This window comes from Flavobacterium magnesitis (assembly GCF_041729735.1).
Classification (GTDB): Bacteria; Bacteroidota; Bacteroidia; order Flavobacteriales; family Flavobacteriaceae; genus Flavobacterium; species Flavobacterium magnesitis.
The window spans coordinates 1-14,376 of record NZ_JBCFQK010000025.1 but is presented as its reverse complement, the minus strand read 5'-3'; the positions used below and the strand labels follow the sequence as shown (position 1 = coordinate 14,376).

11 protein-coding genes are annotated in these 14,376 nt (G+C 32.9%); 4 read left to right on the top strand and 7 right to left on the bottom strand.

Going from position 1 to position 14,376, the window contains the following annotated elements; translation table 11 throughout:
* Positions 1 to 31: 31 nt before the first annotated feature.
* The 4 genes from AAGV33_RS14150 to uvrC form a co-directional block, all read right to left on the bottom strand.
* The gene (locus AAGV33_RS14150; RefSeq protein ID WP_373392819.1) at positions 32 to 964 is read right to left on the bottom strand and encodes a tryptophan 2,3-dioxygenase family protein; all 933 of its coding nucleotides are present in this window, start codon (positions 962 to 964) and stop codon (positions 32 to 34) included.
* Positions 964 to 1,737: a DUF3108 domain-containing protein gene (locus AAGV33_RS14145; protein WP_373392817.1), complete on the bottom strand. Its 774-nt coding sequence runs from the start codon at positions 1,735 to 1,737 to the stop codon at positions 964 to 966. The genes AAGV33_RS14150 and AAGV33_RS14145 overlap by 1 nt, the downstream gene beginning before the upstream one ends.
* 452 nt (positions 1,738 to 2,189) lie before the next feature.
* Positions 2,190 to 4,391, bottom strand: a complete 2,202-nt coding sequence (locus AAGV33_RS14140) for a patatin-like phospholipase family protein (protein ID WP_373392816.1) — start codon at positions 4,389 to 4,391, stop codon at positions 2,190 to 2,192.
* Positions 4,392 to 4,432: 41 nt separating this feature from the next.
* Positions 4,433 to 6,232 (bottom strand): excinuclease ABC subunit UvrC, encoded by a 1,800-nt coding sequence (gene uvrC / locus AAGV33_RS14135; protein WP_373392814.1) that lies wholly within the window; start codon positions 6,230 to 6,232, stop codon positions 4,433 to 4,435.
* A 337-nt stretch (positions 6,233 to 6,569) separates the two neighbouring features.
* Here uvrC and AAGV33_RS14130 point away from each other — a divergent pair, with 337 nt between their 5' ends.
* The 4 genes from AAGV33_RS14130 (at position 6,570) to AAGV33_RS14115 (ending at position 9,573) form a co-directional block, all read left to right on the top strand.
* The gene (locus tag AAGV33_RS14130) at positions 6,570 to 7,736 is read left to right on the top strand and encodes a peptidase associated/transthyretin-like domain-containing protein (protein WP_373392812.1); all 1,167 of its coding nucleotides are present in this window, start codon (positions 6,570 to 6,572) and stop codon (positions 7,734 to 7,736) included.
* A gap of 46 nt (positions 7,737 to 7,782) precedes the next feature.
* Positions 7,783 to 8,760, top strand: coding sequence for a succinylglutamate desuccinylase/aspartoacylase family protein (locus AAGV33_RS14125; RefSeq protein ID WP_373392810.1), 978 nt, complete (start codon positions 7,783 to 7,785; stop codon positions 8,758 to 8,760).
* A complete protein-coding gene (locus AAGV33_RS14120; RefSeq protein WP_373392808.1) occupies positions 8,747 to 9,316 on the top strand; it encodes a 5-formyltetrahydrofolate cyclo-ligase in 570 nt (189 codons plus the stop codon). The genes AAGV33_RS14125 and AAGV33_RS14120 overlap by 14 nt, the downstream gene beginning before the upstream one ends.
* Before the next feature lie 62 nt (positions 9,317 to 9,378).
* Positions 9,379 to 9,573 carry a hypothetical protein gene (locus AAGV33_RS14115; protein ID WP_373392807.1) on the top strand — a complete coding sequence of 65 codons (195 nt, stop codon included), beginning with the start codon at positions 9,379 to 9,381 and terminating at the stop codon, positions 9,571 to 9,573.
* Positions 9,574 to 9,642: 69 nt separating this feature from the next.
* Here the strand turns inward: AAGV33_RS14115 and AAGV33_RS14110 are convergent, their stop codons facing one another.
* The 3 genes from AAGV33_RS14110 to ileS form a co-directional block, all read right to left on the bottom strand.
* Positions 9,643 to 10,248, bottom strand: coding sequence for a lipoprotein signal peptidase (locus AAGV33_RS14110; protein WP_373392806.1), 606 nt, complete (start codon positions 10,246 to 10,248; stop codon positions 9,643 to 9,645).
* Positions 10,249 to 10,362: 114 nt separating this feature from the next.
* Positions 10,363 to 10,743, bottom strand: coding sequence for a TraR/DksA family transcriptional regulator (locus AAGV33_RS14105; RefSeq protein ID WP_161642048.1), 381 nt, complete (start codon positions 10,741 to 10,743; stop codon positions 10,363 to 10,365).
* Positions 10,744 to 10,751: 8 nt separating this feature from the next.
* Positions 10,752 to 14,153, bottom strand: a complete 3,402-nt coding sequence (ileS, locus tag AAGV33_RS14100; protein WP_373392804.1) for an isoleucine--tRNA ligase — start codon at positions 14,151 to 14,153, stop codon at positions 10,752 to 10,754.
* Positions 14,154 to 14,376 lie beyond the last annotated feature (223 nt).

Genomic DNA, 14,376 nt, shown 5'->3' with positions numbered 1-14,376 from the left:
TATCTATTTTTCAATTCTACTTTATTTTTTATTATTCTTGTCCCCAATTAGCCAATTCAGCTGCACTCCATAATTCTGGAAAAAATATTCTTTTTTGATATTTTGGATGCATGTATTTACGCCAATCGCTTCCGCCTGTTGCTTCACCATCGCCCATACCGCTTTGATCAATATACTTAATGGCAACATTTAGATGCTGCATTACCCAAGTGATATTTACAGTGTAATCAAAATGACGCATAGCTTCTCTTAAAGCTGGAGTCTCTTGATCTTGAACAGGAAGTTGTTTGTATTTTTGCCAAATATTGATGGTTTTATACTCTTCCATATAATTTAAAAAAGTGGCTTTGTATTTTTTTTCGAAAACCTCTAAGGTATACGATTTTTTTCCAGTTTGATAATCTTTCCCAGCTGCTTGCCAATACAAAATTTCAAACGCATTTTCATTCGAAATAGTATAATCAAAAGAAGCTCTAAAACGACTATCAATTAAATTAACTAAATCGGTAGCACAAAATTCAATTAAACGGTATTGTGCACTTTGAAAACCGCTGGCTGGAGTAAGTGTATTTCTAAATTTCATGTACTGATCTACATCCATACCATTCTCCATAATGGTAAATGAAGTAGTAAGCATATCAAAATAACGACTAACGCGTGTAAGTCTGTCGATGAAAAAATCGGCTTGAATATTTTGGGAACTGGAAATTTGGTTCATCTCCCAAAGTATCATTTTGAATATTAATTCGTTAGTTTGATGATAGAGAATAAAGACCATTTCATCAGGCAATACGGTTCTTTGAATTTGTAAATTCAACAACGCATCAGTTTGGATATAATCCCAATAAGTAGTGGGTTTTGACCAAAGTAAGCCTTCTAATTGCGTATCCGTTTTTTGATTGATGGATTCGTATTTTTGCTCTATTTCTTTTAAAATACCTGCTGTATTCTCATTAATATTCATTACTTCTTTTTTATTTTAAATGGACCTTTCAATCCTTTGAAAGCATCCAAATCGGCCTTGAGTGAACCTACAGCTAAATCGGCCTTGATGCGTATTGGCAATCTGTTTTCATCGTCTGAAACCCAAACGGTTAAACTCTCTTGTTCTTTAAAAACACGTCCTGATTGTACTAAAGGTCTAAAAATCATTGTAGACACGACGCCAAATTTAGTTGTAATATTCTCGCGTCCCATAAACTTTAACTTAAATTTTGTGGTTTCGTCATCAAAAAACATATCAATAGTGATATATTCTCCTGGCTTAATTTTATCAATTGTAGGATGATTTCGAAGATAATAGAAAGTGGACAAGATGTCCTGAGTATTATCAGGAATTACAAAAGTTTTTTCGGTTTTTCTTTTATGATCTTTTACCGTAATTCTATTTGATGATTGATTAAAGAAACCTTCTTGATTTTTAGTATAACCTCCCTCGTTTATATTTCGAACAAATTGATAAGGATTACCAGAATTTTTATCAATATAACTTTCATAAACATCAACTACTTTGAAAAAAAAGCGAGACACACCAGTAGTGTAACCTTTACCTACAACGTGAAAAACTTTTTTATTATGTAAGGTTGCATCTTTAACTTCAAGTGTAGCATATCCAGCATTAACAAATCCGTAGTGAATTCGAAATTTAAACCATTCGCCTACATCATAAGCATCTTCTTGAGAAGAGTCGAAACTTACGGTTAAAATCAATAATAAGAGTAGGATTATTTTTTTCATAATTTACTTTAATTGTTTTATTGATTCAAACTTGCAAATTTTGTTCCAAATATATTAAAACAAAAAAACTCAGTCAAATAATGACTGAGTTTTTATGCTATTAACCAACCAAAAAATTATAAATTATTAAATTTATATAAAACCAAAAGGAAACCACCCCTTTTGTTTTGATATGACAAAGATACGGCAAGAAAATGCGATTTCTATAGTAAAAATGCAGTTTAACAAAATTTTAAAATAAGATTCTGAAGAAAACGTGTTTTTTTTTACATATCATAAAAAAAGTAGTGATAAAAAATTAAAGTGATAATTTTCGTTTTATTTGAAAAATAAAAAAGTCTTTCATTTTTGACTGAAAGACTTTTTTTAACATTAAAATCGCTTGAATTTTTCTAAAAAATAGCTCCTTTTTAACTTTAAAAAATTTTTATTTCTTTTATTTTTTTCGAAAATTAGAACGGAAATCCTACACTAAACCAAGTATAGCCACTATGCGTTTCTGGAGACCAACTGCGTTTTATTTCAATTGGACCTATCGCAGTTTCTAATCCATAACCCACTGCATAACCAGAAAATTTAGGAATTGAAATCCAATCTATAGTTTGAAAAATATCTTCTCCAATATTCGCATAATTAGCCGTAATATTAATATGATTCTTTTTGAAAATTTCGTAATCCAGATTTATCGAAGACTTGATGTAACTATTACCTCCTATACTCAGAAAATCATAACCATAAAAATGACTGAAATTATTGGAAACATTATATCCAAATCCTCCCAGAATAAAATTAAAAAAAGGTACACTTTTCTCACCCATTGAAAATCCAGCTTCAGATTGCAGTTTTACTGTTGCTGATTTGAATAATTGAAATGCCACTCCAAAATTAGCCTTAGCAATTGAAAACGGTTCAAATTCCTTAGTATAATCTGAAGAATACAAATAGGAGTGAATATCTCCAGAAAAATACCAGCCTTTTCTAGGGAAAAATTTATCATCCATAGAATCATAATTCAAGCGGGCAAAAATACTTACATAGTCACTTTTGTCTATAATAGGATCGGCATTAGCCAAAGTACTCGATTTAATGTTCAAATATTTATATTCTAAACCACCACCAATTAAGAAACGGTGTGCAAACATGGTTTGAAAATACATTTCATTAGTCAAATCAAACAAATCTACATTTAAGGTATTAACTCCTAAATCTTCAAAATCCAAATTAGTTATTTGTCCCTGAACATTTCGGTTAAACTTATTCAAATAGGATTTAAATCCAAGGCTAATATTATAACCGTTTTCAATGTAATAATCAAAATTATACCTGAAATTATCCCCTAAAATAACATCCAGAGAAGCCACATCATTTTTAAAAAAATTCTTCTTGTGCGTCATATTGACTAAGACAGCGCTCTTATAAAGTCCGTCATAATGCAACCCGAATTTTAAATAAGTATCCGTAGGATTCTCTTTTAAATTCAAATTCAAATCGACATTTTCATCATTTTTTTCAAAATAATAATCAATTGCGCTAAAATTCTCTGTTGCATTTAAATTATTGATTCCTTTTTGCAATTGCCCATAACTAATTTTAGTATCGGGTTTAAACTGCAGTTTTCCATAGATATAATCCTTAGTATAATTGTTTAGTCTATTGCAATTGATATTCACAATTTGTAAACTATCTACAGGATTTTTAAGTCTTGGCTTTTTATAATTATTAGATTTAACTCCCAGTTGTTTCAATCGTTCAAAAACCGAAAAAGCAGCTTCTTCTCCCTTAGCCACAATTTCCTTGCCTTTATCAAAAGACATTACCCCATAATTTTTAATATCCGGTCGAATGTAAATATCCGTTTTTAAAACATTCTCCTTCATTTTATCAATAGAATGAAGATTGGTAATTTGGACTAAAATTTTTGTAGCATCATTAAGTCCTTTTCTGTCCAATAAATCATTTTGCACATCGACACCAATAATAATATCAGCACCTAGTTTTCTTATTTCGTCGATTGGGTAATTATTAACCACTCCTCCATCAACTAAAAACCGATCTTGATATTCTACAGGAGAAAATAACGATGGAAAAGCAGAACTTGCAATCATGGCTCGAGCCAAATTTCCTTTGTTTAGAACCACTTGTTCTCCAGTTTCAATATCTGAACCAATACATAAAAACGGAATAGGGAGTTTATTAAAATCGCTCACATGCCTAACATTTCTGGTAATTCGGCTTAATAAATTAAAGTTATACAAACCCTTAGAAAGCGCATCAGGAATTCCGATTTTGTATTTGTTGAAAGGCAAAACGAGTGCATAAACCTCATCGTTTCTTTTTTCATAAAAATTCTTTGTTTCCCTCGGAATATAATCACTTAAAAGTTCATCAAAATCGGTTTCATTAAAAATAGAATCTAGCTGTGCTGCATTATAACCCGAAGCATACAAACCACCCACTACCGCTCCCATACTGGTTCCGCCGATGTAATCAATCTTAATTCCAGCCTCTTCAATAACTTTAAGAACACCAATATGAGCAAAACCTTTTGCACCGCCACCACTTAAAACCAATCCAATTTTTGGTCTGTCTTTTTTCTGGGAAAACACAGTCAAGCCACTAAAAAAAACAAGTAAAAAAAGGATATATTTTTTCATAAAATAGTCTTCATTTTAAACATTAAATGCTTACAATCAAATCAATGTGTTGTGGCTTTGTAAAAATCGGTAATTTTTTTGGCTTTTGATACTCCTACAACGTCCGAAATCTCTTTTTCTGTTGCCAATTTCAATCTTTTAACACTTTTAAAATGCTGAATTAAAGTCAACATGGTTTTTTCGCCAATTCCCGGAATGGATTCTATCGAAGAATTCAATGCAGCTTTGCTTCTTTTATCCCTATGATGTGTAATTCCGAAACGATGCGCTTCATTTCGCAATTGCTGAATTACTTTCAACGTTTCTGATTTTTTGTCCAGATATAACGGAACCGAATCACCCGGATAAAATAATTCTTCTAATCTTTTGGCAATACCAATAATGCTAATTTTCCCTCGCAAACCTAACTCATCAATACTTTTCAATGCCGATGACAATTGCCCTTTTCCTCCATCAATAATAATTAATTGCGGTAAAGGCTGTTCTTCGTCTAACAAGCGTTTGTAACGACGATACACTACTTCTTCCATCGACGCAAAATCATCAGGACCTTCTACCGTTTTTATATTAAAGTGACGGTAATCTTTCTTACTTGGTTTTCCATCTTTAAAAACCACACAGGCCGAAACTGGATTGGTTCCCTGAATATTCGAATTATCAAAACACTCAATATGCCTTGGCTCCACAGGCAAACGCAAATCTTTTTGCATTTGTGCCATAATTCTATTAGTATGTCTATCAGGATCTACAATTTGTAATTGTTTCAATTGTTCGATGCGATAAAATTTTGCATTTCGAACAGACAAATCCAAAATTTGCTTTTTATCGCCTAATTGCGGAACGGTGACTTTTATATTTTCACCTAAATCAACTGCAAAAGGCACAATGACTTCTTTCGATAATAACTGGAATCGTTCTCTCAATTCTATTACCGCTAATTCTAATAATTCTTCATCCGTTTCGTCTAATTTTTTCTTGATTTCCATAGTATGCGAACGAATAATCGAACCGTGAGAAATTTGTAAAAAATTGACATAAGCAGCACTTTCGTCAGAAACAATAGAAAACACATCAATATTGGTGATTTTAGGATTTACAATCGTAGAACGCGATTGGTAATTTTCTAAAACTTCTATTTTTTCTTTTATTTTTTGCGCTTCTTCAAAATGCATTTGCTGTGCCAAATCCATCATCAATTTCTTGAAATCCTTCATACTTTCTTTGAAATTTCCTTTCAGAATTTCTCGGATGGCGTTGACTTGTTTTTGATATTCTTCTAATGATTCGTAGCCTTCACAAGGGCCTTTACAGTTTCCAATATGAAATTCGAGACAAACCTTAAACTTGCCACTTTCAATATTGGATTCGCTTAAATCATAATTACAAGTTCGAAGCGGATACAATTCTTTAATTAAATCTAAAATAGTATGAACCGTTTTAAAACTGGTATAAGGTCCAAAATATTCCGAACCATCTTTGACCATTCTTCGGGTAGAAAATATTCTCGAAAAAGGTTCTTTCTTAATACAAATCCAGGGATAACTTTTATCATCCCGCAACAATACATTGTAGCGCGGCTGAAGTGTTTTTATCAAATTATTTTCTAACAAAAGTGCATCAGTCTCCGTAGGAACCACAATGTGTTTTATGGTTACAATTTTCTTAACCAGCACATTAGTTTTGGCCGTATCATGAATTTTATTAAAATAAGACGAAACTCGTTTTTTTAAATTCTTGGCTTTACCTACATACAAGATTTTACCTTCCTTATCATAATATTGATAAACTCCGGGACCATCGGGGAGCGTTTGTATTTGCAGATCTAAATTTGGCTTAATCATTTTAAAAAATCTTCTGAAAATTAGTCTGTTGCAGTAAATAAATACTAATTTTTCATTTTTCCAAATTTACAAATAATACCGTCTTTTATCCCATACTAACTCAATAAAAATTAAATCAAATCAAATATAAAGTGACGTTATATCTAAACGATTGGGATAAAACAGAATAACTAATGTCATAACACTCTCCTAAACCAAAATGATTTTTATGCCTTTATGGTAAAAGAAATTAGAAGACAAAACGTAAACAGCTATTTCATTATTTATTATTTTAACAAGAAAAATTGATATATTAGCAAAAAAACTAAAAGCTATTTTTAATACTGATGATAAAACCATGAAATATATAATAGCATTGCAAATCATTTTTATTTGCTCATTTTCGTACGCACAAAACTTTCAAATTCAGAAACTAGTTGTCGATAAAAACACTAAAGCGCCCTTAGAAAATGTAATAATTTCTAATGAAAATGACAACTCAATAACAAACTCAGAAGGGAAATTTCTTTTTGTTTCTCAACAAAATGAAATCAATTTGAACCTATTGGGTTATAATAAGATTAAAACCACCTTTGAAAAACTAAAGAATGAGAAAGATACTATTTTCATGGAAATTAAAACCTTTGAATTGCGAGAAGTAGTGATAAGCAATACGGAAGCATTTATGAAAAAGGTATATGACAAATTTCAAGATAATCTTCTTCAAAATTATACTCTAAACTTTTTTTTAAGAAACGTATTTAAAAAAGACCAAGTCAACATTCTTTTACAAGATATTTATGCTCGAAAAAACAAAAATGCAAGTCTAAAAAACAATTTAACTATTGAAATTTTGAATATGAGAAAAACGAGTCTTTTTGAAAAAAAGGATAAAATTCATTTTCAATTTCCAGATTTTGATGGTTTATTCCACATCATCGTTCCTCAAATTGAAAAATGCAATTTTGTAGAAATACCTTTTAATGATAACAATTTTAAGAAAATAATATTTAAAACGAATGAAAGAGTCCAATCAGGTCAAATTTGGACAGGCTATTTTATTATTAACCGTAAAGATTATGCAGTAGTAGAATATTCACTCACATTAATCGATGATCCTGAAAAAATTCCTTATAAAAAAATACTGCTTTCAAAAGAGGAATACAGAACAACCAAATGGACAAAATTTACCCAATTTACTAAAGATTCAAAATCCAACAAATATTATCCCAGCAATATAAAAATTGATAATCAAGTGGAAATGTTAGTCTATAAAGAATCTAAAAAGAATATCTATTATGATTTCACTATGGATTTCTTTGCTACAAACAGCCCCACAAACGAAAAAATAAAGTCTAATTTTGTAATCTATAACGATATTTTTAGAGCTAAATTCCCTTATTCTAAAGATTTTTGGAACAATCAAAATCAATTGCCATTGACTCTGGAGTTAGAGCAGTTTTTAAATTCAGTTTCTGAGAAAAAAGATAAAACTAAAGAGTTTGAAATAATTAGCAATTTTTAAAATGATGCAGCAATTTAATTTCTACTTTTAGCTTTTTAATTCTGCAATGCGAAACACAAAACCAATTACAATTCTAGGAGAGACTATTTTAGCTGGCGAAAGCAAAACCATTGATATGGAAATTGCTAAGCTGCACAACTCTGCCAAGTTAAAAATCCCAATAATCATTCAGCGTTCTAAAATTGATGGTCCTGTAGTATTATTTTCAGCAGGAATTCATGGCGATGAAATCAACGGAACGGAAATTGTACGCCAAATCATCACTAAGAAGATTAATAAACCTAAAAAAGGAACTATCATTTGTATTCCTATTATTAATATGTTTGGTTTTATTAATAAATCCAGAGAGTTTCCAGACGGCAGAGATTTAAACCGGGTTTTTCCAGGAAGTAAAAAAGGTTCGCTCGCTAGCCAATTTGCACATCACATCTTAACTGAAATAATGCCTATTGTTGATTACGCAGTCGATTTTCATGCCGGAGGAGCCAGTCGATTTAATGCTCCGCAAATACGCCTTGAACCCAACAATGAAGCGCTTAAGACCTTAGCCGATGTTTTTAATGCTCCTTTTACTTTATATTCTAAAAACATTGCGGGTTCGTTTAGAAATGCCTGTCAAAAATCCAATGTGAAAATGTTGCTTTTTGAAGGAGGAAAATCATTGGACATTAATAATGAAATTGCAAATATTGGTCTAGAAGGTGTAAAACGTTTTTTAGAACATCTGGACATGCTTAATCCCAAACACACCGCAACTAAAAGCAAAGAAAATAGCATCTATATCACAAGATCAACCTGGATTAGAGCCAACCATTCGGGTTTATTACACAATTCGAATAGCATTGGCACATTTGTCAAAAAAGGAATGGTACTCGCTACTATTACTGATCCGTTTGGTAAATTTGAACGAAAAGTAAAAGCACCAAATGACGGCTATATTATTAATGCCAATCATTCGCCTATTGTTTACCAAGGAGATGCTATTTATCATATTTCAAACACCTTAGTTAATGAGCAACACTAAAAAAGAATTACGCCTAAAATACAAAACACTGCGAAAGCAACTTTCAGAAAATGAAAGAGAAGAAATGAGTTTAGGTATAAGCAACCAACTGCTACAACTCGATATTTGGGACAAAAACTACTTTCATATCTTTTTACCCATTGAAGAATACCAGGAAGTAGACACCGAATTAATTTTACATCTTCTTTCAGGAAAAGACAAAGAAATTCTCATTTCGAAATCTAATTTTGAAACGCGGGAAATGACGCATTATCTTTTAACCGATAATACCAAAATTAAAAAAAACCAATACAATATTCCTGAACCCGTGGACGGAATAGAAGTGCCATCAAAAAAAATAGAAGTAGTTTTTGTTCCTCTTTTAGCCTTTGATAAAAAAGGGCATCGCGTGGGTTATGGCAAAGGTTTTTATGATAAATTTTTAAGCGAATGCCAGGTCGAAACGATTAAAATAGGGCTTTCCTTCTTTGAAGCCGAAGAAATAATAGATGATGTTCACGAAGGCGATATGCAATTGGATTATTGCGTTACACCGAATAAAATTTATCATTTTTAAACTTAAAAATTAATCTCAATTTAAATCTATACCTTCGTAGCACACAAAACCCCATAATAGTTATGAAAAAGATTCAAAATCCAAGATGTATTACAATTATTTTGATTGCCATATTTTCTATCTCTTTATCCAATTGCGCTGTCGGAATTGGAACCAGAAGTACAAATTCTAAATCAAAAGCACTTCCACCAGGACAAGCCAAAAAAATTACTGGTGCAAAAAGCGCCAAACGTTATGCTCCAGGACAAAACAAGTAATCCTAAAAAAAGAAAGACCTATTTCACGACGAAATAGGTCTTTCTTTTTTATGTTTTGTATAACTAAATTTATGCCTCTTTATTATGAAACGCTTGCTTGTTGAAAACAATTAAAATCCCAACTCCTGTTGAAATAGCCATATCGGCAACATTAAAAATAGCATTAAAAAAAGTAAAATCTCTTCCGCCCCAAACAGGTAACCAACTAGGAAGGTTTCCATGCCAAAATGGGAAGTAAAACATATCGACTACTTTTCCATGAAAATATTTGCCGTAAGGCTGATCTGAAAACAAGGTGGCTAATTGCGAACTACTATCGTCAAAAATTACCCCATAAAAAACCGAGTCAATAATGTTTCCGAATGCTCCTGCCAGAATTAAAGCGATGGCTACAATTAAATAATTAGAACTGTGTTTTCTTTCTATAGAATCCCACAACCAATATCCAATTCCACCCACAGCCACTAATCGAAACAAGGTAAGAAACAATTTTCCGTAAGTTCCTGGAATTTGTGTTCCCCAAGCCATTCCTTCATTTTCAATAAAATGAATTTTAAACCAATTGAAAACCTCAACTTCCTCTCCTAATATAAAATTAGTTTTTACGTATATTTTAGAAATCTGATCTACTAGTAATACAATGAAGATAAGCAGATAGGCTTTTGTTAATGACATTTTAAAAAATTTAAGTGCGCAAAAATAGGTAATTTATAAAAAATTAAATTCCAAATTCCAATAATTTTAAAATTAAGATTGGAATTTGGAATTTAAAGATTGAAATTTTAATTATTATCGTTGAAGATTTTTAGCCTCGATACTCATTGTAGCATGAGGAACAATTTTTAATCTTTCTTTACCAATTAATTTACCTGTTACTTTACAAATCCCGTACGTTTTGTTCTCTACACGGAATAAAGCATTCTTTAAATCGCGTATGAATTTTTCCTGACGAATAGCTAATTGAGAGTTCGCTTCTTTAGACATGGTTTCGCTACCTTCTTCAAAAGCTTTGAATGTTGGTGATGTATCATCGGTACCATTGTTCAAATCATTCATATAAGCGCTTTTTATCAAATCTAAATCAGCTTGTGCTTTTTCAATTTTCTTTTGGATTATCTCTTTGAACTCTGCCAAGTCGGCGTCTGAGTATCGTGTTGCTTCATCTACCATAATCAATGTTATTTAGTAATCGTTATTTTAGTTTTAATGTCATCAAATTCAATTTCTGTGCCACTTTCCATTTTTTCCTCAAAAACTAACTCTTCCGTTAAGGTTTCTGATTTAATGTAAGCGTTATTCTCATTAACAGCTGCTTCTAAAACAGCATTGTTTTGCAAATAGACTTTAATCTTATCGGTTACTTCAAATCCAGAATCTTTTCTGATGTTCTGAATTCGGTTTACCAACTCTCTTGCAATTCCTTCTTTTTTCAATTCTTCCGAAATTGTGATGTCAAGCGCAACGGTAATTCCATTAGAATTGGCAACAAGCCAACCCTCAATATCCTGAGAAGTTATCTCTACATCGGCTAATGATAAAGTTACGTCTTTTCCTGCAATAACAATATTTATACTTCCTTCCTTATCCAATTGATTAATTTGGTCTGGAGAAAAAGATTGTATCTCTTTGGAAATCAATCCCATATCTTTACCAAAACGCGGCCCAAGTGCTTTAAAATTAGGCTTAATTTGTTTCACCAATACTCCCGAAGCATCGTCTAAAAGTTCGATTTCTTTCACGTTTACCTCTGCTTTTATTAGCTCAGAAACGGCTTCAATTTCAACTCTTTGTTTCTCGTCAAGTACTGGAATCATTACCTTTTTCAACGGTTGACGCACCTTAATCATCTCCTTCTTACGCAGTGATAAAACTAGTGATGAAATGGTCTGTGCTTTCTGCATTTTGCTCTCTAACGATTTATCAACAAAGTTTTCAACGTATTTTGGAAATTTCGCCAAATGTACACTATCAAATTTTTCCGATTGTGTTGCCAAAGTTAAGTCTCTGTAAAGCTTGTCCATAAAGAACGGAGCTATCGGAGCACTCAATTTACTTATCGTTAACAAGCAAGTATATAAAGTTTGGTAAGCAGCGATTTTATCCTGAGCATATTCACCTTTCCAAAAACGACGGCGACACAAACGAACGTACCAGTTGCTCAGGTTTTCCTGAACGAAATCAGAAATGGCACGAGCAGCTCTCGTAGGCTCATAATCCGCATAAGCTTCATCAACTAATTTGATTAAAGTATGTAATTCGGATAAAATCCAACGGTCAATTTCTGGTCTTTCATTCAAAGGCACTTCGGCTTCATCATATTTGAATCCGTCGATATTAGCATACAATGAAAAGAAAGAATAAGTGTTGTATAAAGTTCCAAAGAATTTACGACGCACCTCAGCAATTCCTTCAATGTCAAATTTCAGGTTATCCCAAGGATTTGCATTCGAAATCATGTACCAACGCGTGGCATCTGGACCGTATTCAGCAATGGTTTCAAAAGGATCTGTCGCGTTTCCTAAACGTTTCGACATTTTTTGTCCGTTTTTATCCAAAACCAAACCATTCGAAACTACATTTTTATAAGCTACTTTATCAAAAACTAACGTTCCGATAGCGTGTAATGTATAAAACCATCCACGGGTTTGATCGACACCTTCGGCGATGAAATTCGCAGGGAAATCTTTGTTCTCGTCAATTTTATCTTTGTTTTCAAAAGGATAATGCCATTGTGCATACGGCATTGCTCCGGAATCAAACCAAACATCAATTAAATCACTTTCGCGTTTCATGGGCTGTCCTGAAGCCGAAACTAAAGTGATTTCATCCACTACATTTTTATGCAAATCGATTAAATCATAGTTAGATTCCTCCATATTTCCGATTTCAAAACCTTTGAATGGGTTTTCTTTTTGAAAACCAGCTTCGATAGATTTTTCGATCGCATTGTACAATTCTTCAACAGAACCAATCAGCACTTCTTCTTTTTTGTCCTCCGTTCTCCAAATTGGCAACGGAATCCCCCAATATCTAGAACGGGATAAGTTCCAGTCATTGGCATTTTTTAACCAATTCCCAAAACGTCCTTCACCAGTAGATTTTGGTTTCCAATTGATAGTTTCGTTCAAATCGAACATTCTATCTTTTACATCAGTTACTTTGATGAACCAGGAATCTAACGGATAATACAATAACGGCTCATCAGTTCTCCAGCTGTGTGGGTAACTGTGTACGTATTTTTCAACTTTAAAAGCCTTATTTTCTTCTTTTAATCGAATAGCAATTTCAACATCAACAGAACGCTCTGGCGCTTGTCCAGCATCATAATATTCGTTTTTAACATATTTACCAGCCAATTCTCCCATGTGAGAAGTGAATTTTCCTTGTAAATCTACCAATGGAACTGCAGTTCCATTTTCGTCTAAAACCAACATTGGTGGCACTTCCGGCTTAGCTTCTTTTGCTACTTTAGCATCATCAGCACCAAAAGTGGGTGCGGTATGTACCACTCCCGTTCCGTCTTCGGTGGTAACGAAATCTCCTGTAATTACTCTAAATGCGTTTTCAGGATTTTGGTATGGTAAAGCGTATGGCAATAATTGCTCATAACGAATATCAACTAAATCTGCTCCTTTTGCTTCTGCCAATATTTTGTACGGAAGTTGTTTGTCGCCATTTTTTACTTTGTCAAAATCAGCATCATCTTCGCTTGCGAAAAATCCTTTTCCGAATTGTTTTCCAACTAGATTTTTAGCCAAAACAACATTTACAGCTTCGAATGTATATTGATTGAAAGTTTTCACTAAAACGTAATCGATTTTTGGCCCAACTGTCAACGCTGTATTCGAAGGTAATGTCCAAGGTGTTGTCGTCCAGGCCAAAATATGAATATCTCCAAATCCTTGTAAAAAACCCGGAAGCGTTTCTGGCAAAGTTTTAAACTGCGCTACAATTGTAGTATCTGTAACATCTCTGTAAGCTCCTGGCTGGTTTACTTCGTGAGAAGATAATCCTGTTCCTGCTTTTGGAGAATAGGGCTGAATTGTATATCCTTTGTACAACAAACCTTTATCGTAGATTTGTTTCAAAAGCCACCAAACCGATTCCATATATTTGGGTTTGTAAGTCACATACGGATCTTCCATATCTACCCAATATCCCATTTTTTCGGTCAAATCATTCCATACGTCCGTATAACGCATTACTGTTTTTTTACAGGCTTCGTTATATTCTTCTACCGAAATGGTTTTCCCGATATCTTCTTTGGTAATTCCTAATTCCTTCTCAGTACCTAATTCTACTGGCAAACCATGAGTATCCCAACCTGCTTTACGCTTTACCTGAAAACCTTTTTGGGTTTTATACCTGCAAAAAATATCTTTAATGGCACGTGCCATCACGTGGTGAATTCCCGGTAATCCGTTTGCCGAAGGTGGCCCTTCAAAAAACACGTAAGGCTCAGCACCTTCGCGAGTAGTTACACTCTTTTCAAATATATTTTCTTTCTTCCAAAAATCCAGAACTTCCGACGCTACTGTTGGCAAGTCAAGTCCTTTGTACTCAGTAAATTTTGTGCTCATTTTATCCTTTTCTTAAACGAGGTGCGAAAGTAAGGAATTTTGAGGAAATTAGAGAAAAGAGGGAAGAAAAAAGAGCAAATGAACAGAAGTTTAGAAGGTTTTTGTAAAAAACAAGAAAGTTATAACAAATAAAACCATTAGAACTTTCTGATTTTTACCACAAAGCTAGTCATTGCGAGGAACGAAGCAATCTCATCAAGTAACTCCACAAAGTTGCTCCTCT

Coding starts and splice junctions, on each gene's coding strand:
- AAGV33_RS14150 (WP_373392819.1), bottom strand. CDS start 964: ATGAATATTAATGAGAATACAGCAGGTATTTTAAAAGAAATAGAGCAA.
- AAGV33_RS14145 (WP_373392817.1), bottom strand. CDS start 1,737: ATGAAAAAAATAATCCTACTCTTATTATTGATTTTAACCGTAAGTTTC.
- AAGV33_RS14140 (WP_373392816.1), bottom strand. CDS start 4,391: ATGAAAAAATATATCCTTTTTTTACTTGTTTTTTTTAGTGGCTTGACT.
- uvrC (WP_373392814.1), bottom strand. CDS start 6,232: ATGATTAAGCCAAATTTAGATCTGCAAATACAAACGCTCCCCGATGGT.
- AAGV33_RS14130 (WP_373392812.1), top strand. CDS start 6,570: ATGAAATATATAATAGCATTGCAAATCATTTTTATTTGCTCATTTTCG.
- AAGV33_RS14125 (WP_373392810.1), top strand. CDS start 7,783: ATGCGAAACACAAAACCAATTACAATTCTAGGAGAGACTATTTTAGCT.
- AAGV33_RS14120 (WP_373392808.1), top strand. CDS start 8,747: ATGAGCAACACTAAAAAAGAATTACGCCTAAAATACAAAACACTGCGA.
- AAGV33_RS14115 (WP_373392807.1), top strand. CDS start 9,379: ATGAAAAAGATTCAAAATCCAAGATGTATTACAATTATTTTGATTGCC.
- AAGV33_RS14110 (WP_373392806.1), bottom strand. CDS start 10,248: ATGTCATTAACAAAAGCCTATCTGCTTATCTTCATTGTATTACTAGTA.
- AAGV33_RS14105 (WP_161642048.1), bottom strand. CDS start 10,743: ATGGTAGATGAAGCAACACGATACTCAGACGCCGACTTGGCAGAGTTC.
- ileS (WP_373392804.1), bottom strand. CDS start 14,153: ATGAGCACAAAATTTACTGAGTACAAAGGACTTGACTTGCCAACAGTA.